13 protein-coding genes are annotated in these 19,463 nt (G+C 61.4%); 7 read left to right on the top strand and 6 right to left on the bottom strand.

Annotated elements, in window-relative coordinates:
• The first annotated feature begins 142 nt into the window (after positions 1-142).
• On the top strand, positions 143-3,085 hold the full coding sequence (locus OGM61_05945; GenBank protein ID UYI83411.1) for an ABC transporter ATP-binding protein/permease: 2,943 nt from the start codon (positions 143-145) through the stop codon (positions 3,083-3,085).
• A gap of 72 nt (positions 3,086-3,157) precedes the next feature.
• Positions 3,158-4,069 (top strand): Ig-like domain-containing protein, encoded by a 912-nt coding sequence (locus OGM61_05940; protein UYI83410.1) that lies wholly within the window; start codon positions 3,158-3,160, stop codon positions 4,067-4,069.
• Between the two features lie 42 nt (positions 4,070-4,111).
• On the opposite strand, the gene OGM61_05935 is transcribed toward OGM61_05940, so the two are convergent.
• The 3 genes from OGM61_05935 to OGM61_05925 form a co-directional block, all read right to left on the bottom strand.
• The gene (locus OGM61_05935; GenBank protein UYI83409.1) at positions 4,112-4,720 is read right to left on the bottom strand and encodes a GNAT family N-acetyltransferase; all 609 of its coding nucleotides are present in this window, start codon (positions 4,718-4,720) and stop codon (positions 4,112-4,114) included.
• Between the two features lie 7 nt (positions 4,721-4,727).
• Positions 4,728-6,308 (bottom strand): asparagine synthase B, encoded by a 1,581-nt coding sequence (asnB, locus tag OGM61_05930; GenBank protein ID UYI83408.1) that lies wholly within the window; start codon positions 6,306-6,308, stop codon positions 4,728-4,730.
• 327 nt (positions 6,309-6,635) lie between these two features.
• Positions 6,636-8,729 carry a glutamine synthetase III gene (locus tag OGM61_05925; protein UYI83407.1) on the bottom strand — a complete coding sequence of 698 codons (2,094 nt, stop codon included), beginning with the start codon at positions 8,727-8,729 and terminating at the stop codon, positions 6,636-6,638.
• Positions 8,730-9,148: 419 nt separating this feature from the next.
• Between OGM61_05925 and OGM61_05920 the strand changes: the two genes are divergently transcribed.
• From OGM61_05920 to OGM61_05905, 4 genes are read left to right on the top strand one after another with little or no spacing between them, the layout of a single operon-like run.
• Positions 9,149-9,736: an ANTAR domain-containing protein gene (locus OGM61_05920; GenBank protein UYI83406.1), complete on the top strand. Its 588-nt coding sequence runs from the start codon at positions 9,149-9,151 to the stop codon at positions 9,734-9,736.
• Positions 9,737-9,748: 12 nt separating this feature from the next.
• Complete coding sequence (locus OGM61_05915) at positions 9,749-11,356, top strand: CTP synthase (protein ID UYI83405.1); 1,608 nt, start codon at positions 9,749-9,751, stop codon at positions 11,354-11,356.
• A 2-nt stretch (positions 11,357-11,358) separates the two neighbouring features.
• A complete protein-coding gene (gene purB, locus OGM61_05910; GenBank protein ID UYI83404.1) occupies positions 11,359-12,792 on the top strand; it encodes an adenylosuccinate lyase in 1,434 nt (477 codons plus the stop codon).
• Between the two features lie 23 nt (positions 12,793-12,815).
• Entirely contained in the window at positions 12,816-14,090 is a 1,275-nt protein-coding gene (locus OGM61_05905; GenBank protein UYI83403.1) for an adenylosuccinate synthase, read from the top strand.
• Between the two features lie 65 nt (positions 14,091-14,155).
• Here the strand turns inward: OGM61_05905 and OGM61_05900 are convergent, their stop codons facing one another.
• Positions 14,156-15,502 carry a sodium-dependent transporter gene (locus OGM61_05900; protein ID UYI83402.1) on the bottom strand — a complete coding sequence of 449 codons (1,347 nt, stop codon included), beginning with the start codon at positions 15,500-15,502 and terminating at the stop codon, positions 14,156-14,158.
• A 386-nt stretch (positions 15,503-15,888) separates the two neighbouring features.
• Between OGM61_05900 and OGM61_05895 the strand changes: the two genes are divergently transcribed.
• A complete protein-coding gene (locus OGM61_05895; GenBank protein ID UYI83401.1) occupies positions 15,889-16,893 on the top strand; it encodes a phosphatidylinositol-specific phospholipase C in 1,005 nt (334 codons plus the stop codon).
• 75 nt (positions 16,894-16,968) lie between these two features.
• Here the strand turns inward: OGM61_05895 and lysS are convergent, their stop codons facing one another.
• A complete protein-coding gene (gene lysS / locus OGM61_05890; GenBank protein UYI83400.1) occupies positions 16,969-18,924 on the bottom strand; it encodes a lysine--tRNA ligase in 1,956 nt (651 codons plus the stop codon).
• 10 nt (positions 18,925-18,934) lie between these two features.
• Positions 18,935-19,414, bottom strand: coding sequence for a transcription elongation factor GreA (greA, locus tag OGM61_05885; GenBank protein UYI85566.1), 480 nt, complete (start codon positions 19,412-19,414; stop codon positions 18,935-18,937).
• Between the last annotated feature and the right edge of the window lie 49 nt (positions 19,415-19,463).

Here is a 19,463-nt window from a genome sequence, read left to right as displayed (position 1 = left end):
AAATAGTTAAAATTCTGCAAAACCGGCGCGCCGGCGCTTGACGGATGCCCGTGCGGCGCTTATCATTATGTCCTAATACTTTTTTAATTAGTATCTAAGGCTGCGCCGCCGCGCGGCATCCATATAAAGGAGCATCCCACCCATGCTGGAACTGAAGAACATCACCAAAGTCTACGAGGCCGGCACGACGCAGGTCGAAGCACTCAAGGGCATCAACATTGCCTTTCGTGAAAACGAGTTCGTTGCGATCCTGGGCCAGTCCGGCTGCGGCAAGACCACGCTGCTGAACATCATCGGCGGCCTGGACCGCTACACCTCCGGCGACCTCATTATCAACGGCCGCTCCACAAAGGAGTACGACGACCGCGATTGGGACACGTACCGCAACCACTCCATCGGCTTTGTCTTTCAGAGCTACAACCTCATCCCGCACCAGAGCGTGCTGGCCAACGTTGAGCTCGCGCTGACGCTCTCGGGCGTCTCCGGTGAGGAGCGGCGCGCGCGCGCCGTCGAGGCGCTGGAAAAGGTCGGCCTGGGCGACCAGCTCGACAAAGCGCCGAACCAGATGTCCGGCGGCCAGATGCAGCGCGTGGCCATCGCGCGCGCCATCGTCAACAACCCCGACATTCTGCTCGCCGACGAACCGACCGGCGCGCTCGACAGCGAGACGAGCGTGCAGATCATGAATCTGCTGCAGGAGATCGCAAAAGATAAGCTCATCATCATGGTCACGCACAACCCGGAGCTGGCATCGAAATACGCCACGCGCACCGTGCGCCTGCTCGACGGCAAGATCGTCGGCGACGATAACCCCTGCACGGAATCCGAGACGTCCGCACCCGTAACGGTCAAGGTCAAGGAGCACACGTCCATGAGCTTTGCAACGGCCATGAGCCTGTCGCTGCACAACCTTATGACGAAAAAGGCCCGCACCCTGCTCACCGCATTCGCCGGCTCGATCGGCATCATCGGCATCGCGCTCATTTTGTCGCTCTCGCACGGCTTTCAGTCCTACATCGACACCGTGCAGGAGCAGACGCTCTCGTCCTACCCGCTGACGATCGAGGCAAACCCCGTGGACATGTCCGGGATGCTCTCGGCCATGTCGGGCGCAAAGGATGACAGTGCGGATGCGCACGACCTCGATAAGGTCTACGCCAACACGGTCATGTACAGCATGCTCAACTCCATGGTCAGCAGCGCGACCGGCCAGTCGAACAACCTGCCGGAGTTCAAAAAATATCTCGAAAACCCCGACAACAAGATCCACGACTATATCAGCGGCATCCAGTACACGTATGACATGGGCTTCGCCGTCTATACCGAGGACCCCAACGGCACCGTCATCAAGGCCGACACGACCGAGCTGCTGCAAAACGTCATGAAGTCCATGTACGGCGGCGACTACTCGTCCTACTTTGACTCCATGGGCGGCTTCTACTCCGGCTTCAACGTCTGGCAGGAGCTGCTGTCCGGCGAGGACGGCGCGCTCGTGAGCGCCTCGACGCAAAACCAGTACGACGTGATCTATGGCTCCTGGCCGCAAAATTACAACGAGGTCGTGCTCGTTGTGGACAAAAACAATGAAATTTCCGACCTGACGCTCTACGCCCTCGGGCTCGAGAGCATGGACGACATCAGCAACGCCATGATGCAGTCCATGAACAAAAAGCAGATCGACACGACGCAAAGCAGCTGGAGCTATGAAGATCTGTGCGGCCGCAGCTTCAAGCTCATCCTCCCGTCGGAGGGCTATGTGGCCAGCGGCTCCGGCTACACGGACATCAGCCAGACGGCCGACGGACTGCACCAGCTCTACAACAACGATTCCGTGGGCGTGCAGCTCAAGATCGTCGGCATCGTGCGCCCGGCCAAGGGCAGCGTGACCAGCAGCACCTATGGTTCCATCGGCTACACCTCCGCCCTGACGGACTACGCCATCGAGCAGGCCGACAGCACCGAGATCATCCAGAAGCAGCTGGCAAACCCGGACGTGGACGTGTTCACCGGCTCTGCGTTCCCGAACGCCGCGACCGCCACGACCGACCAGAAAGTTGCCGCCGCGCAGGCCTATCTCAACAAGCTGAGCGTGGACGACCGCGCAACCGTCTACCGCAAGTGCATGACCGCGCCGGACGACACCACGCTTGACGCCGCGCTCACGCAGACCATGGAGACCTTCACCCGCGACGACGCCAAAGAGATGGCCGACAACGGCGTCTTTGAGGCCAGCGGCAAAACAGCGCAGCAGATGAAGGAAATGATCGACGTCATGGACGACGAGACGTTTATCCGCTTCTTCCGGCCGTATATGCGCGCGATCCTCTCCATGCAGATGCAGCAGGAGACCGTCAAGGCCTACAGCGGCATGACCTCGCAGGAAGTCATCTCCGCCATCAGTGCCAAAGGCATCAGCAGCAGCCAGTATGCGGATGTGTACGACAACTACGTCGCCTCGTCGGCCAGCGGTTCGACCTACAACAACAACCTGAAAAAGCTCGGCTACGTCGATAAGGACTCCCCCAGCGCCATCAACATCTACGCCTCGAGCTTTGAGAACAAGGATCAGATCTCCGCGTGCATCGACGACTACAACGCCGACGCCGCCGAGAACGATCAGATCAGCTACACCGACTATGTCGGCCTACTCATGAGCAGCATCACGACGATCATCAACGCCATCAGCTACGTGCTCATTGGCTTCGTGGCCATCTCGCTTGTCGTGTCGTCGATCATGATCGGCATCATCACCTATATCTCCGTGCTCGAGCGCACGAAGGAGATCGGCATCCTGCGCTCCATCGGCGCGAGCAAGCAGGACATTTCGCGCGTGTTCAACGCCGAGACGCTCATTGAGGGCTTCACAGCCGGCGTGATGGGCATCCTGTGTACACTGATTTTGCTGATCCCCATCAACCTCATCGTGCACCATCTGACCGGCCTGCCGACCCTGAGCGCCATTTTGCCGGTGCTCGGCGCGATCTTGCTGATCCTCATCAGCATGGCGCTGACGTTCATCGCGGGCCTCATCCCGTCGGGCATGGCAGCGAAAAAAGACCCGGTCGTCGCCCTGCGGACCGAATAAGGCCAAAACGCATATTTCCACCACCTCCGTGCAAACTAGGAGCAGCCTACATTTGCACGGAGGTTTTGCATTATGAAGCAGAAAATTCTTGCGGCCGTGTGCGCGCTGGCGCTCTGTGCGGCGCTCGTCCCGGCCGGCTTTGCCGAGCAGGCCGCGGCCGACACCGCGCCCGTGGCCGAAAATCTGGAGCTGACCACATTCCGCGGCACGTCCATCGGCGGCACACTGAGCGCAAATGCGCCCGACGGCAGCCCGCTCACCTTCCGCATCACGACCGAGCCCATCAAGGGCACGGTAACGCTCACCGACAGCGGCACGTTCGTCTATACCCCCGCCGACGGCAAGCGCGGGCGCGACTACTTCGGCTTCCGCGCCGCCGACAGCAGCGGCAACGAATCGCAGGAGGCGACCGTCATCATCTCCATCAAGAAGCAGAAGCCGGCCGTCACCTACAGCGACATGGCCGGCCGCCCGGAGGAATACGCCGCCGTCATGCTCGCCGAGCAGGGGCTGTGCGTCGGCCGGCAGGTCGGCGGGCAGTATCTCTTCGACCCCGACAGCCCCATGCCGCGCGATGAATTTCTGGCCATGTGCACGCACCTGACCGGCACTTCGATGCTGCAGGGCGTGCTCTCGACCGGTTTCGGCGACGACGAGCAGATCCCCGCCTGGGCCAAGACCTACGTTGCGACCGCGGTCATGAACGGCGACATCACCGGCTACTCCGACGGTACGGCAATCGTATTCGATGCACAGCGCGGCATCACGGCAGCCGAGGCTGCCGTCATGCTCAGCAACTTCCTCGACCCCTCCCCCGCCGCCGCGCTCGAGGGCGACTATATTCCCGACTGGGCGTGCGCCGCCGTGTCAAGTCTGACATCCTGCGGCGTGTATCCGGCCGGCAGCGACTGTGCGGCGTCCCTCACGCGCGCCGAGGCGGCGCAGATGCTGCTGGGCGCGTATGAACTGCTGCAAAAGCGATAAAAAAAGCACGGGCCGTTTCCAGATCGGAAACGGCCCGCGGCTTTATGCACGGTCCAAAATGGCTTCCAGCTCCGCCGGGCTGAGCTCCGGGAACGGGCGCACGGGCGCAGGCTGCGCCTCGTGCGCGCCGATGCACTTTTCCATCCAGACCATGGAGTACCAGGTGCCGAATTTATACCCGCAGCGCGGAAACTCCCCGACGAGCCGATAGCCGAGATGCGCATGAAACTGCGCGCTGTTTCGCGTCAGGTGCGCGTCGTCCGCCCCGTCCGGGCAGCCGATGCAGGCATAGAGATTCTGAATGTTCTGCGCGCGCAGCACCGCCTCGAGCGCGGCGTACAGCCGCTTGCCCGTCCCCCGGTGCCGCTGATCCTCGCGCAGGTAAATGCTCATCTCCACCGCCCAGTCATAGGCGGCGCGGCTGCCGAACGGCCCGGCGTAGGCATAGCCGACGATCTCGCCGCCGCGCTCCGCGACCAGGTACGGATAGCGGCGGAGCGTGGCGCGCATACGCGCGGCAAATTCCTCGATATCCGGCACGGTGCACTCGAACGTAATGGCCGTCTTTTCCACATACGGCGCGTAAATTTTCAGCAGCACGGGCGCGTCGCTCAGGCGCGCGGTGCGGATGCGCAGCGCAGTGTCGTCCATATGCTCCTCACTTTCCGCTGTCGCCGTAGTTTGCGAGCACGCGCGCGGACGGGTCGTCCACGTCGCAGCCGTCCCACGATTTGTTCGGCATCCAGAAATCGACGATCATGTGCGCCTGACCGGGGTAATACTGCTCAAACAGTTCACGGTAGAGCAGCGATTCCTTGGTGAACGGCTGCGCAAAGTCGTACCTCCGGCGCAGGGTCTCAAATTCCTCGTCCGTGTACTTCTGCTCGGCGTACGCCTTGAGATCGTCGACCATGGAGTGGCCGACCGCGTCGCTGAAGGCCGCCTTCTCGCGCATGAGGATATCGTGCGGAAGCCAGTCGCCCTCAAAGGCGTGGCGCAGCAGATACTTGCCCTTGCCGTAGACGTTGCACTTCTTGGCCGGGTCGATGGACATGACATACTGTACGAAGTCCAGATCACCGAACGGCACGCGGGCCTCGAGACTGTTGACGGAGATGCAGCGGTCGGCGCGCAGGACATCGTACATATGCAGCTCGCGGATGCGCTTGGCGGATTCCTCCTGAAACGCCTCCGGGCTGGGCGCGAAGTCGGTGTACTTATAGCCGAAGAGCTCATCGGAGATCTCGCCTGTGAGCAGCACGCGCAGGTCGGTCTGCTCGTGGATGGCCTTGCAGACGAGGTACATGCCGATGCTCGCGCGGATGGTCGTGATATCATACGTGCCGAGCAGCGCCACGACCTCCGGCAGCGCCTGGATGACGTCCTCGGGCGTGATGATGACCTCGGTGTGGTCGGCGTGCAGATACTCTGCCACCTCGCGGGCGTACTTCAGGTCGATGGCGTCGCTGCACATGCCGATGGCGAACGTGCGGATGGGCTTTTTGAGCAGCTTTGCCGAGATGGCGCACACGAGGCTGCTGTCCAGACCACCGGAGAGCAGAAAGCCGAGCGGCGCGTCGGCATCCAGCCGCTTTTCCACGCCGGCGATGAGCTTTTCACGGATGTGGGTGCAGACGGTCTCCAGATCGTCCTCGCAGACGGCATCCACCTGCGTCATGTCGCGGTAGCAGGTGAACTTGCCGTCGGCATAATAGTGTCCGGGAGGAAACGGCATCACATCGTGCACGAGGCCGACGAGGTTTTTCGCCTCGCTGGCAAAGACGATCGCGCCCTCGGCGTCATAGCCGTAGTACAGCGGGCGGATGCCGATGGGGTCGCGCGCCGCGACAAGGCCGCCGCGCCTGGCATCATAGATGACCATGGCAAACTCCGCATCCAGTCCGCGGAACATGTCCAGCCCCTCGCGCTCGTAGAGCGGGAGCAGGATCTCACAGTCGGACTCGCTCTCGAACGTCTCGCCCTCAGCGATGAGCCGCTCGCGGATGGGCCGGAAGCCGTAGATCTCGCCGTTGCACACGAGCGCGCTTCCATCCCGCGTGAACGGCTGCATCCCCTCCGGGTGCAGGCCCATAATGGCCAGGCGGTGGAAGCCGAGCGTCGCCGCGCCGATATGCAGCATGCGCGTATCGTCCGGGCCGCGGGAAATGGTCTTGTCAAAGCCGGCGCGCAGATCCTGCGCGGAGATGGACGAGCCGAGATAACCGATGATGGAACACATGATTTTTTCCTCCTGAATATATCAAAAAATACGCAGCTACCATCCAACAATAGGACGAGTAGCTGCGTATCGTGGTGCCACCTATTTTACTTCTCACGGGTTCTAACAAACCGCACCGGGATAACGTCCGGCTTTGACGGCGCACCTACTGAGGCTCTCGCCCGTTCAGGTTGCAGCTCGGGAGTGTTCTTCACACAGGCTCTGTTATGCGGCTCGCACCGTCCCGCACTCGCTGGAAATGATCGCCCGTGCTACTTTTCTCCGTCAATGCTTTTGACAGAAGTATGAAAATGAAAGAAGAGAGAAAAAAGAAAGAGTAAGCGTTTTTTACCGCACGCTGAACAGCAGGTCGCCATAGGACGGGACCGGCCACTTGTCGGACGGCGTCATGGTCTCGAGCTGGTCGATCGTGATGCGCAGCTCCGCCATGGCGGAGAAGACCTTGTCGCGGTAGTAGTTGGCCAGCGCCTGGCTGCCCTCGACGGTCTTGGCGCCCATGAGCGCCTCATCCAGGCGGCGGACCTTGCGGTAGGCATCGCCCAACAGCGCGGACATTTCAGGGATGATGCTCTCCTCATACGAGCAGTCCGCCGTGACGGACGCAGCGTGGATCGCCGCAGCGGTCTCGGACAGCTCGCGCAGATAGCTGCTGACGGCGGGCATGATGTCGCGCCGCGCCATCTCGAGCATCGTCAGCGCCTCAATGTTGAGCACCTTGCTGTAGTTTTCGAGGTGGATCTCGTAGCGGGCCTCCATCTCGGTGCGGGTATAGACACGGTGCTTGGTGAACAGCGCCACGTTCTTGTCGGCGAGGTAATACGGCAGCGCTTCCGGCGTCGTGCGCAGGTTCAGCAGGCCGCGGCGCTCGGCCTCCGCCAGCCAGGCGTCGTCATAGCCGTTGCCGTTGAAGAGGATGCGCTTGTGCTTGATGAGCACGCTGCGGATGAGCGCCTGCAGGTCGGCCTCAAAGTCCTTGCTGCCCTCGAGCGCGTCAGCAAACTGCTCGAGGCTCTCGGCGACCGCCGTGTTGAGCACGACGTTGATGCCGGAAATGGAGGCCGAGGAACCGGGCATACGGAACTCGAACTTGTTGCCGGTGAACGCAAACGGAGAGGTGCGGTTGCGGTCGGTCGTGTCCTTGGGGAAACGCGGCAGCGCATGCACGCCGATCTTCAGCAGCTCCTTTTCCTGTCCGGCATAGGGCGTCTCGTTGACGATGGCGTCGAGAATGCTCTCGATCTCGTCGCCGACGTACATCGACACGACGGCCGGGGGCGCTTCGTTCGCGCCGAGACGGTGGTCGTTCGCGGCCGACGCCACGCTGATGCGCAGCATATCCTGATAATCATCCACCGCCTGGATCACCGCGCACAGGAAGAGCAAAAACTGTGCGTTCTCGGCCGGCGTCTCGCCGGGCTCGAGCAGGTTCATGCCGGTGTCGGTGGTCAGGGACCAGTTGTTGTGCTTGCCGGAACCGTTGACGCCGGCAAACGGCTTTTCGTGCAGCAGGCAGACCATGCCGTGGCGCGCGGCCACCTTCTGCATGATCTCCATCGTCAGCTGGTTCTGGTCGGCAGCGATGTTGCCGGTCGTGAACACCGGCGCGAGCTCGTGCTGCGCGGGCGCCACTTCGTTGTGCTCCGTCTTGGCGTAAACGCCGAGCTTCCAGAGCTCCTCGTCCAGATCCTTCATGAACGCCGCAACGCGCGGCTTGATGCTGCCGAAGTAATGATCGTCCAGCTCCTGGCCTTTCGGCGGCTTGGCGCCGAAGAGCGTGCGGCCGGTATAGATCAGGTCCTTGCGCTTGTCATACACAGACTTGTCGACCAGGAAGTACTCCTGCTCTGGGCCGACGGTCGTGCGCACGGCTGTCACGTCCTCGTTGCCGAACAGGTGGATCACACGCAGGGCCTGACGGTTGAGCGCCTCGGCGCTGCGCAGCAGCGGCGTCTTTTTATCGAGCGCCTCGCCGCCGTAAGAGCAGAACGCCGTCGGAATGCACAGCACATTATCTTTAATGAATGCATAGGACGTCGGGTCCCATGCGGTGTAGCCGCGCGCCTCAAACGTTGCGCGCAGGCCGCCGGACGGGAAGCTGGACGCATCCGGCTCGCCGCGGACGAGCTCCTTGCCGGAAAACTCCATAATGACCTGACCGCCGCCGCAGGGCGAAATGAAGCTGTCGTGCTTCTCGGCGGTGATGCCGGTCATCGGCTGGAACCAGTGCGTGAAGTGCGTGGCGCCCTTTTCGATCGCCCAGTCCTTCATGGCATTGGCCACGATGCGCGCGGCGTCGTCATCAAGACGCTTGCCATTTTCCATCGTCGCCTGCACCTGCCGGTACGTTTCCTTCGGCAGCCGCTCGCGCATGACGGCATCGTTAAATACCATGGATCCAAAAATGTCAGAGATCTTTTCCATCTCGCATGGTCCCCTTTCCGTATTTCAAATCAGTATCAACAACAAAAAACGGCACTGATGCCCGGAGATCTTGTGCTCTCCACGACGCCATTGCCGTTTCAATGTAGCAAAATATACGCCTGTTGCGGAAAAATGTCAAGCGGGAAAAACGCAATTTCTTTCGGCGGATTCCACAGATTTTTCGGCAAAATTGCCCGTTTTTTTATCCTTGACACGTGCAAATGCCGTGGTGTATTATATACATGGATTTTGATTGGCAAAATTCTGCGTGCTGTTTTTGCGGCCGCAGGCATAAGTTCATATGGTAACTTTTCGAGAACGCTGACGTTTCACGATGACCTGGGGGAAAGTGCCCCTTATCGGCATCGGAAGCGTCTTTTTTGTTTTTCCGCACCAACTTCTGATTCGAGGTGACTGCTATGAACACGTCGCTGCATACCGTGCGCGCACTCCTGGTCTCCAGTTCCGAGGCGCAGACCCAACGCATCAGCGCCCTGCTCACACGGGCGCACATCGTCCCGTTCGATCACGCAGGCAGCGCGCGGCAGGCGCTCGAACAGTTTGACGCAGGCGGCATCGACGGTGTGCTCATCGCAGAGCCCATCGCCGGCAGCTCCGGCCGGGAGCTGGCGCTGCAGCTCAAAAAGCGGCACTGCATGGCCGTGCTGCTGCTGGCCGCACCGGAACACGCGGACACGGACGCCGCCCTGCTCGAACAGTCCGGCGTGCTGGTGCTGCCGAATGACGCGCCGGAATCGCTCATCGTGCAGACCATCCGGCTGCTGACCGCCGTGCGCATCCAGCTCGAGCAGATGCAGCACAAGACGGAAAAGCTCGAGGCGAAGGTCGCCGATATCCGCATCATCAACCGCGCGAAGCTCCTGCTCGTGCAGCACCTGCAGATGACGGAGACGGAGGCGCACAAATACATTGAGAAACAGGCAATGGACACCAGTATGCGCCGGCGGACCATTGCGGAAAATATCATTCGTACCTATGAAGATTGAGGAGTGTGGACCATGACCAAGTACATTTTTGTGACCGGCGGCGTTGTCTCCGGACTCGGCAAAGGCATCACGGCGGCTTCGCTCGGCCGTCTGCTCAAGGCACGCGGCCTGAAGGTCGCCGCGCAGAAGCTTGACCCCTATATCAATGTCGACCCCGGCACCATGAGCCCGTATCAGCACGGCGAGGTGTACGTTACCGAGGACGGCGCGGAGACCGATCTCGACCTCGGCCACTATGAGCGCTTCATCGACGAGGATCTGAACAAATACTCCAACCTCACGACCGGCAAGGTGTACTGGAACGTGCTCAACAAGGAGCGCCGCGGCGAGTACCTCGGCGAGACGGTGCAGGTCATTCCGCACATCACGAATGAGATCAAGGACTTTATCTATAGTGTCGGCAGCAAGACGAACGCCGACGTCGTTATCACGGAGGTCGGCGGCACGACCGGCGACATTGAGAGCCAGCCGTTTCTCGAGGCCATCCGTCAGGTCGGGCTGGAGGTCGGGCGCGAAAACGCACTCTACATCCACGTGACGCTCGTACCGTATCTGCACGGCAGCGAGGAGCACAAGACCAAGCCCACGCAGCACTCGGTCAAGGAGCTGCAGGGCATGGGCATTTCCCCGGACATCATCGTGCTGCGCTGCGATGAGCCGCTCGAGGAGTCTATCTTCCGCAAAATCTCCCTGTTCTGCAACGTCAAGCCCGACTGCGTGATCGAAAACATGACCATCCCCGTGCTGTATGAGGCACCGGTCATGCTCGAAAAGAACCGCTTTTCCGAGATCGTCTGCCGTGAGCTGCACATCGACGCGCCCGCGCCGGATATGACCGAGTGGGACGCCATGCTCGAGAGCATCCGCAGCCGCTCGCACCGCGTGACGATCGGCCTCGTGGGCAAATATGTGCAGCTGCACGATGCGTATCTGTCCGTCGCCGAGGCGCTGCGCCACGCTGGCTATGTCTACGGCACGCGCGTGGACATTCAATGGATTGACAGCGAGACGATCACGCGCGATAATGTAGAGGAAGTGCTCGGCAGCTGCGACGGCATTCTCGTGCCCGGCGGCTTCGGCAACCGCGGCATCGAGGGCAAGATCGCGGCCGCGCACTACGCCCGCACGCACAACATCCCCTATCTCGGTATCTGCCTGGGTATGCAGATCGCGGTCATCGAGTTTGCGCGCTCCGTCTGCGGCCTCGCCGACGCCAACTCCGGCGAGTTTGACGAGGGCAGCACGCACAAGGTCATCGACTTCATGCCCGACCAGAGCGACGAGATCAACAAGGGCGGCACGCTGCGCCTCGGCGCATATCCGTGCCATATCGTGCCCGGCACAAAAATGGCGGAGTGCTACGGCACGCTGGACATCTCCGAGCGCCACCGCCACCGGTACGAGTTCAACAACGACTACCGCGCGCTCATGCAGGAAAAGGGGCTCGTGCTCTCCGGCCTGTCGCCGGACGGCCACATCGTGGAGACCGTCGAGATCCCCGAAAACGACTTTTATATCGGCGTTCAGTACCACCCCGAGTTCAAGAGCCGCCCGAACAAGGCGCACCCCCTGTTCAAGGGCCTGATCTCGGCGGCGCTGCGCCACGCAGAGAGAGGATAAGCATGCACGACCGCTACGTCAACCCCCTGTGCACCCGCTACGCCGGGCGCACGATGCAGCACATTTACTCCGACGACAACAAATTTTCCACCTGGCGCAGGCTCTGGGTCGCGCTGGCCGAGAGCGAGCAGGAGCTCGGTCTGCCGATCACGGATGAGCAGATCCGCGAGCTGCGCGCGCACATCACGGACATCGACTATGACTACGCCGCGGCGCGCGAGCACGAGGTGCGGCACGACGTCATGGCCCACGTGCTGACCTACGGCGCGTGCTGCCCGGAGGCAAAGCCCATTCTGCACCTCGGTGCCACGTCCTGCTACGTCGGCGACAATACGGATATCATCCTCATGCGCGAAGCGCTCGAGCAGATCCGCAGCCTGCTGGTGAACGTCATCCAGGCGCTCGCGGACTTTGCCGAGGCGCACAAGGCAGAGCCGACGCTCGCCTACACGCATTTTCAGGCCGCGCAGCCGACGACCGTCGGCAAGCGCGCCACGCTCTGGACGCAGGATCTGCTGATGGATCTCGAGCAGCTGGAGTTTCAGCTCGGCAATCTCAAGCTCCTCGGCTGCAAGGGCACGACCGGCACGGGCGCGAGCTTCCTCGCCCTGTTTGACGGCGACGAGCAGAAGGTCGTCGCGCTCGAGCAGAAGATCTGCGAAAAGATGGGCTTTCCCGGCGCGTACCCCGTCAGCGGCCAGACCTATTCGCGCAAGGTGGACTTTCAGGTGCTGCAGGTGCTGTCCGGCATCGCGCAGAGCGCCTCGAAGTTTTCCAGCGACATCCGCCTGCTGTCCCACCTCAAAGAGGTGGACGAGCCGTTCGAGAGCGGCCAGATCGGCTCCTCGGCCATGGCCTATAAGCGCAACCCCATGCGCAGCGAGCGCATCGCCTCCCTGTCGCGCTACGTCATCTGCGACCTGCAGAATGCCGCCGTCACGGCCAGCGCCCAGTGGTTTGAGCGCACGCTCGACGACTCGGCCAACCGCCGCATCAGCATCCCGGAAGCATTCCTCGCCACCGACGGCATCCTCACGCTGTACCTCAACGTCATCCGCGGCCTGACCGTGTACCCGAAAATGGCCGAAAAGCATCTGGCCGACGAGCTGCCGTTTCTCGCTACGGAGAACATCCTCATGTACTGCGTCAAGGAAAAGGGCGGCGACCGGCAGGCCCTGCACGAGGCCATCCGGCAGCACAGCGTCGCCGCCGGCAAAGAGGTCAAGCTCCATGGCGGCAGCAACGACCTGCTCGAGCGCATCCTGGCTGACCCGATCTTCGGGCTCACGCGCGCGGAGCTCAACAAACTTGTTGACCCCCATGCCTTCACCGGCATGGCCGTACACCAGACCGAGACGTTCCTGCGCGAGCAGGTCGCGCCGGTCCTGAACAAATATACAGCACTGCTCGGATGCGACGCATCCGTAAACGTGTAAAAGAAACAGGAGGTTTCTCAACAATGCTGACATCCATCGTAGGCATCAACTGGGGCGACGAGGGCAAGGGCCGCATGGTCGACCTGCTCAGCCAGAAGTATGACGTCGTCGTACGCTATCAGGGCGGCAACAACGCCGGCCACACCGTCATCAACGACAAGGGCAAGTTCGTGCTCAATCTCATGCCGTCCGGCATCCTGCGCGACGAGACCGTGAACGTGCTCGGCCCCGGCATGGTCATTGATACGGAGCACATGTTCCACGAGGTCGCGCGCCTGAGAGAAGGCGGCATCACCATCACACCGGAGCACCTGAAGATCAGCGACAAGGCCGTCATCTGCATGCCGTACCACAAGCTGCTTGACTGCCTGGAAGAGGACCGTCTGGCGGACAAGAAGTTCGGCTCCACCCGCCGCGGCATCTCCCCCGCCTACTCGGACAAATACATGAAAAAGGCGCTGCGCATGGGCGAGCTGGCCGACCGCGACGCGCTCAAGGCCCGCCTGGCCGACATTCTCGAGTGGAAGAATCTCTTCATCGTCAACGGCTATCACCATGACCCCATCGACCTCGACGAGATGATGGACTGGCTCGACACCTACGCCATGCCGTTCAAGGACTACGTCTGCGACACGACGGATTACCTCACCGAGGCCATTGAGGACAACAAGTCCCTGCTCTTTGAGGCCCAGCTCGGCGCGCTGCGTGACATTGACTACGGCATCTATCCGTACACCTCCGGCTCTTCGACGATCGCGGCCTACGCGCCCATCGGCGCGGGCATCCCGGAGGCCCGGCTCGACACGATCATCGGCATTATGAAGGCCTATTCCACCTGCGTGGGCGAGGGCCCGTTCACCTGCGAGATGTTCGGCGACGAGGCCGCTGCGCTGCGCGACGCCGGCGGCGAGTACGGCGCTGCGACCGGCCGTCCGCGCCGCGTGGGCGGGTTCGACGTGGTCGCCTCCCGCTACGGCGTGAAGATGCAGGGCTGCACGAGCATCGCTCTGACAAAGCTCGACGTACTGTCCTATCTGGACAAGATCCCCGTGTGCGTCGCCTACGACATCGACGGTGAGCGCGTGGACCGCTTCCCCATCGGCGTGAAGCTGGCCAAGGCAAAGCCCATTTATGAGTACCTGCCCGGCTTCCACTGCGACATCTCCGGCTGCCGCACGATCAGCGACCTGCCGAAGGAGGCGCTCGACTACGTGCACTATCTGGAGGCTGCCGTCGGCTGCCGCATCAAGTACGTCTCCGTCGGCCCGGACCGCGATGCGTACATCAAAATGTTCTAAACCGCGCAAAGCACAGCGGCCCTTCGCAAATGCGAAGGGCCGCTCATTTTTATTCGATATTCGCTTCAGCCGATGCCGCCGAGCGCCGCGCCGGCGACGAGCGCCACGAGCACGCTCGCGCAGTAGACATACTTGCACAGCGGATAGTACCAGCCGCCGATGGGCTTGCGTGCGCCGAGGTTGACGCTCTCGAGCACGAGCTTCTTGCCGCCGATCCAGAAGAACATGACCGCCGCGAGCAGCGCGCCCAGCGGGCAGATGTAAATGGACACGACGTCCATCCACTGCGACACGATGGCCTGAATGCACAGCGCAACGGCGAGGCCGATCACATGGATCACCGCCGTGGCCGGCACGCGCTTGAGGCCGAACCGCTCCTGCAGGGACGCGACCGGCGCCTCGTAGAGATTGATGATCGACGTGACGCCCGCGAAGGCCACGCAGACGAAAAACACCATCGCCACGATGCGCCCGCCCGCCATGCCGTTCATGACGTGGACGAGGTAAATGAACATCAGGCCGGGGCCGCCGGCGTCGAGCTGTGCGCCGCCCGCCGCCATGGCGGGAATGATGACGAACGCCGCCAGCAGCGCCGCGATCGTATCAAAGAGCGCCACATTGCGCGCAGAACTCGGGATGCACTCGCTCTTGCTGAGGTAAGAGCCATAGATAACGCTGCCGTTGCCCGCAACGGACAGCGAGAAAAACGCCTGACCGAAGGCATAGATCCAGACATAAGGGTCGAGCAGGCCCGCGGGCTTGATCGTGAAGATATACCGATAGCCGTCCGACGCGCCGGGCAGCGTTCCTACATAGATACCGAGGCCCACAAACAGCAAAAACAGGATCGGCATCATGATCTTATTTGCCTTTTCAATGCCGCCGGCGATGCCGAAGGACATGATGACAAAGCTCACCGCGACCGCGACGACGACCCAGACATTCGCGCCCCACGCGCTGGCCGTGGCATTGAAGGTGGCGACGATCCCATCCATGTCCTGCCCCGTGGCGGACAGGCCGCCGTCAAACGCCAGGAACGTATACTTGAAGATCCAGCCCATGACGCAGGTGTAGCCGATGGCCAGCGCCAGAGAGCCGAGCACCGGGATATAGCCGACCAGTTCGCCGGGCCGGCGCTTACCCCAGCGCGTCTCGGTGCACATGCCAAAAGCGTCGACCGGCCCCGCACCGGCTGCGCGGCCGAGCGCAAACTCCCCGATGACGCCGGTGGAGCCGATGAGAATGACAAACAGGAAATACGGCAGCAGGAAAGTCATGCCGCCCCATTTGGACACCAGCGTCGGAAAGCGCCAGATGTTGCCCATGCCGACGGCCGAGCCGATGCAGGCGATGATGAAGCCGCCGCGGCTGCGAAAGCCGTCGCGTTTGCTGACGTTGGCGTCGTTACTCATAACATTGTTTCCTTTCACGCACTCAGGCACAAATTGGTTTGATTATACCGCAAAACCCGCCCCGCCGCAACAGTTGTTTGCGGAATCTGCCGGATAACACTATGCAGAGGCGTCTTACTCCCCCGGCAGGCCCAGCACAAGCGCTTTCTCGCGGCGGCTGTCCGCGCCGCATGCTACACACGCCCCCCTCCTCTCTGCGACACGTTTTTTCAATATTTTTGCAATCGTATACCACAGCATTTGCGCATTTTCTACCACCGCGCACCGGAACAAGCGCCCGGAATGCGATTTCCCGTTCCCAACACGCGGGTTTTGTGCTATACTGGCGGCACACGACCGCCGCACGGTATGCTCGTGCGGCAGGAAAATGATGAGGAGAATACTTTATGAAGGCCACCAAACACCGCTTCTGGCTCTGCGCGCTGCTCGTCTGCATGGTGCTTTCCGTCTTTTCCGGGATCACCGCGCCGCCGGCCATGGCAGCGAACATCTCCAGCACCGACTGGATGGAAACCGTGCCGGACGAGACAAAGCTCAGCAATATGTCGATCCCCGGTACGCACGACAGCTGCACGCAGTATGTGGATATGCGCTACATTTTTCAATGTCAGGACGCGAGCGTTGCCACGCAGCTGATCTACGGCTACCGCTATCTGGACATGCGTCTGGTGCTCGAACAGAAGCACGACCAGCAGACGCTGGTGCTCAAGCACAGCATCGCGCGCTGCAAGACCTCCAACTCCCCGTTTGCCGGAACGCTCACACTCGATGACGTGCTGCGCGACGTTTCCGCGTTTCTGGACGCCCACCCCACCGAGACGGTCATCCTGTGCATGAAGGCGGAAAACAGCAAGGACGATGTCGCGGAGATTCAGAAGGTCCTGTATGAGACGATCGACAAGGATCCGGAGCGCTGGTATCTGAAAAACGAGATCCCGACGCTGGGCGAAGTGCGCGGGAAGATCGTCCTCGCCACGCGGTTTGACGACAAGCTTCCGGTCGGCTTCGAGCGCTGCGGCCTGTACTTCGGCTGGGCGGATCAGGGCGACCGCACCGTTTTGTCTGACCCCACCGCGAACTCCGTGATCAACGGCCGCGAGACGCTGTGCGTGCAGGATCGCTACAACTATGACACCGATGACAAAATCGACGCCATCCACACCTGTCTGGGCAACAGTAAGGCGGCGGAGGACACGTTTTTCCTGAACTTCACGTCCACGAGCGGCAGCGGAAAAGTGGGCCACCCGAAGGAATACGCCAAGCACATCAACCTCGACCTCTACGATTATGACTGGCAGGCCGGAACGGCCTACGGCGTCGTCATCGTGGACTTCGCGCCGAAAAAGATCGCCGAGAAGATCTATCAGACGAATTTCCAGCCCGCGCAGTAACGCGCGCAGCCCCGAAATCGAAAAAGCCCTTTGCGTGCAGATCATGCGCACGCAAAGGGCTTTTGCATATGGATTTTAGTACAGCTTTGCGCCGGCCGGGATGTGCGGATCAACCATCAGCAAATGCAGCTTTTCCTCGCCGTTTTCGTGATGCACGGCAGAGATCAGCATGCCGCAGGAGTCGATGCCCATCATGGGCCGCGGCGGGAGGTTCGTGATGGCGATGCAGGTCTTGCCCACGAGCGCTTCCGGCTCGTAATAGGCATGTATGCCGGAGAGAATCACGCGATCCGTACCCGTGCCGTCATCGAGCGTGAACTTGAGCAGCTTCTTCGACTTCTTCACGGCCTCGCACGACTTGACCTTCACGGCACGGAAATCGGACTTGCTGAACGTGTCAAAGTCCACGAAATCCGCAAACAGCGGCTCAATCTGCACGTTGGAGAAGTCGATCTTCTCCTCCGCTGCTGGCGCTGCGGGCACGGTCTCGGCGGGCTTGGCCTCGGCCGTTTCCGGCTTCTTGTCCGCGTCCAGCGGCTTCATGGTCGGGAACAGGATCACATCGCGGATGGAGCTTGCGCCGCACAGCAGCATGGCGCAGCGGTCAATGCCGAAGCCCAAGCCGCCGGTGGGCGGCATACCGTATTCGAGCGCCATGACGAAGTCCTCGTCCATCATGTTGGCCTCTTCATCGCCGTGGGCGCGCTTTTCGGCCTGTGCTTTGAAGCGCTGATACTGGTCGATGGGGTCGTTGAGCTCAGAGAAGGCGTTGCCCATCTCGCAGCCGCAGATGAACATCTCATAGCGCTCGGTGAGCGCGGGCTGCTCGGGGCTGCGCTTGGCCAGCGGGCTGACCTCCACGGGGTACATGGTGATGAATGTCGGCTGGATGAGCGTGGACTCGACCTTCTGGTCGAACGTCTCATAGAGCGCGTTGCCCCACGTGTGGGCGACGTTTTCCATGTCCACGCCCACGCTCTTGGCGAGGGCGACTGCCGCGTCCGCGTCGCCGAGGATGGCCATGAAGTCCGCCCCCGTGACGTCCTTGACAGCGTCGGCCATGGTCACGCGGCGCCAGCTCGGCGTGAGGTCCACATCGTGGCCCAGCCACTGGAGCTGATACGTGCCGAGAATCTCCTTGGCCGCGCCGGAGAGGATGCCCTCGAGGATGTCCATCATGCCGTCGAGGTTGGTATAGGCCTGATAGAGCTCACAGGTCGTGAACTCCGGATTGTGCTTGGTGTCCATGCCCTCGTTGCGGAAGATGCGGCCGACCTCATACACGCGCTCAATGCCGCCGACGATCAGGCGCTTGAGGTGCAGCTCGGTCGCAATGCGCATATACATATCAATGTCAAGCGTGTTGTGGTGCGTGATGAACGGGCGCGCCGTCGCGCCGCCGGCGATGGGGCTGAGCACGGGGGTCTCGACCTCCATGAAGCCCAGGCCGTCCAAATAGCGGCGCAGATAGGCCACGAACCGGCTGCGGATCTGGAAATTGCGCTTGCTCTCAGGGTTCATGATGAGATCCACATAGCGCTGGCGGTAGCGCAGCTCCGTGTTCGTCATGCCATGGAACTTCTCCGGCAGCGGGCGCAGGGACTTGCTGAGCAGCGTGACCTGCTGCACGTGGATGGAGATCTCCCCTGTCTTGGTCTTGAACGCATAGCCGCGCACGCCGATGATGTCGCCAATGTCATACTTGCGGAAATCGGCAAACTCCTGCTCGGTGACGGCGTCCTTGCGGACGTAGAGCTGGATCTGGCCGCGGTCGTCCTGAATGTCGCAGAAGATGGCCTTGCCCATGCCGCGCTTGGACATGATGCGGCCGGCAGCCTGCAGCGTTTTGCCGTCATAGGCGTCAAAATCGTTCTTGATATCCGCCGAATAGGCGCTGCGCTCAAAGCGCGTCTGCACAAAGGGGTCGCGCCCGGCGTCCTGCAGCGCCTTGAGCTTGTCGCGGCGCACCTGAAGGATCTCGGACAGGGACGGCTCTGCCGCCGCCTGCTGGTTCTTTCTCTCTTCGTTCATGATGGACTCCTCAGTCTTCGTTTTCGACGGCAATGATCTTAAACTGCAGCTCGCCGACCGGGGCTGTTACCGTGACGGTCTCGCCGACCTTGTGGCCCTTGAGTGCGAAGCCGAACGGGCTGTCGTCCGAAATGCAGCCCTCCATGGGGTTGGCCTCCTGCGAGCCGACGATGGTGTACTCCTCTTCCACGTCCTCGTCGACGTCGAGCACGCGCACGTGGCTGCCGATGGTCACGACGTCCGCCGCGACCTCGACCTTCTCCACGACCTCGGCGTTCTCGATCAGGTCCGTGATCTCGGCAATGCGGGAGTAGAGCTTGCCCTGCTCCGTCTTGGCCTCGTCATACTCGCTGTTCTCCGACAGGTCGCCGAACGAGCGCGCCTCCTTGATGAGCTCCGCGACTTCTTTCTCGCGGGTCGTCTCGAGGTAATGCAGTTCTTCCTTGAGCGTGTCCAAACGCTCCTGACTCATCTTATATCTGCTGTCGATCGCCATAATCCGTCTCCTTATATCATTGAAATTTCAGTATATCTCCGTT

This window comes from Clostridiales bacterium (assembly GCA_025757645.1).
GTDB lineage: Bacteria > Bacillota > Clostridia > Oscillospirales > Oscillospiraceae > CAG-103.
This window is presented reverse-complemented; position numbering and strand designations above follow the sequence as displayed.